This is a genomic window from Okeania sp. SIO2B9, assembly GCF_010672505.1.
Lineage (GTDB): Bacteria > Cyanobacteriota > Cyanobacteriia > Cyanobacteriales > Microcoleaceae > Okeania > Okeania hirsuta.
In genome coordinates this window covers 1-1204 of the sequence record NZ_JAAHGK010001732.1, presented here as the reverse complement: position 1 = coordinate 1204, position 1204 = coordinate 1, and the positions used below count along the sequence as shown (strand labels likewise).

At 37.2% G+C, this 1204-nt stretch carries 1 protein-coding gene and 1 pseudogene; one reads left to right on the top strand and one right to left on the bottom strand.

The window, feature by feature from the left end; all coding sequences use genetic code 11:
• On the top strand, positions 1-632 hold a 632-nt coding region (locus tag F6K13_RS34040; RefSeq protein ID WP_287290071.1), incomplete at its 5' end, for a protein-arginine deiminase family protein.
• 384 nt (positions 633-1016) lie between these two features.
• Here the strand turns inward: F6K13_RS34040 and F6K13_RS34035 are convergent.
• A pseudogene (locus F6K13_RS34035) lies at positions 1017-1204 on the bottom strand (hypothetical protein); the annotation flags it as partial.

Sequence of the window (1204 nt, the reverse complement as noted above, 5' to 3'; positions counted from 1 at the left end):
TGGGTCCGCCAGTAGATATTGATACTTCTTGGTTAATGATTCGTCATGTAGATGAAATTATTAGTTTTATTCCTAGTAAATTTGGCAAACCTTTAATGTTAATTGTTAGTCCAGAAGCAGGGGTAAAACTATTAGAAGAATTGAGTCTACAAGGATATGGACAAGCGGCAATAAATCGTGGTTTAAGTACTCAAACAACGGTACGAGCAGCGCTAAAAAATCAGAAGTTAATTCAGCATAATCTCTATTTGCAGCGGGAAAAATTAGACCCATTAATTGACAAATTGAAGCGGGAATTTAATTTAAGTGATGACCAGATTATTCAAGTACCAGCTATGTTTGGATATAGCGGTTATTCTTGGTGGCCAAATATGGTAAATTCGGTGGTAGTGAATGGAGAATTGTTAGTTTCAAACCCCCTAGGAGCATTAATTAATGGTAGAGATTATACTCAGGAAAAATTCCGCAGGTTAGTAGCTGATGCTAGTTTAAATATTAATTTTATGGACGATAAATATTATCAGAATTTAAGAGGAAGTATCCATGATGCTACAAATACAACCCGTTTAGGAAAAAATAATCCTTTCTGGAAATCTTTGTCTGAGGATATTATTTCAGGGAGTAGGGAATAGGGAGTAGGGGAGTGGGGGAGTAGGGGAGTGTGGGAGTAGGGGAGAAAGATTTTTGTTGGGTTTATCCATCTATTGCAACATTTACAGCACTTTGTGACTCTATGAAGTACACCCCGAAGCGGGCAAGATGCCTGCACTACAAGATTTTCACCATTTACCTTGTACATCATTTGACTAATACCATTTTCAAAAAATATTGCTACATTGGCTATTCAAGGTATTAGGTGTTAGGTGGTAGGTGGTAGGTATAAGAAATAAACAGTGAAGATTTTTCAATTCCGTTAAGCATCTATATTTTACTGTAACAATCTTGCTTGAATTTGGTATAAAATATGCTGTAATATCATGTCCGGATAAGAGCGTGATAAAAAAACTTTATCCCTTCTAATCTTTTCTTCCCTTCTGCCTTCTGCCTTCTGCCTTCTGCCTTCTGCCTTCTGCCTTCTGCCTTCTGCCTTCTGCCTTATGCCTTCCTTCTTCCAAAGTGTAAGTATTCAACCGGACATGATATAAGATGAAACCGTCTACTACATGATTTAATAAGATCGAAAGAGCGTCGTGAAGGAAAAGAG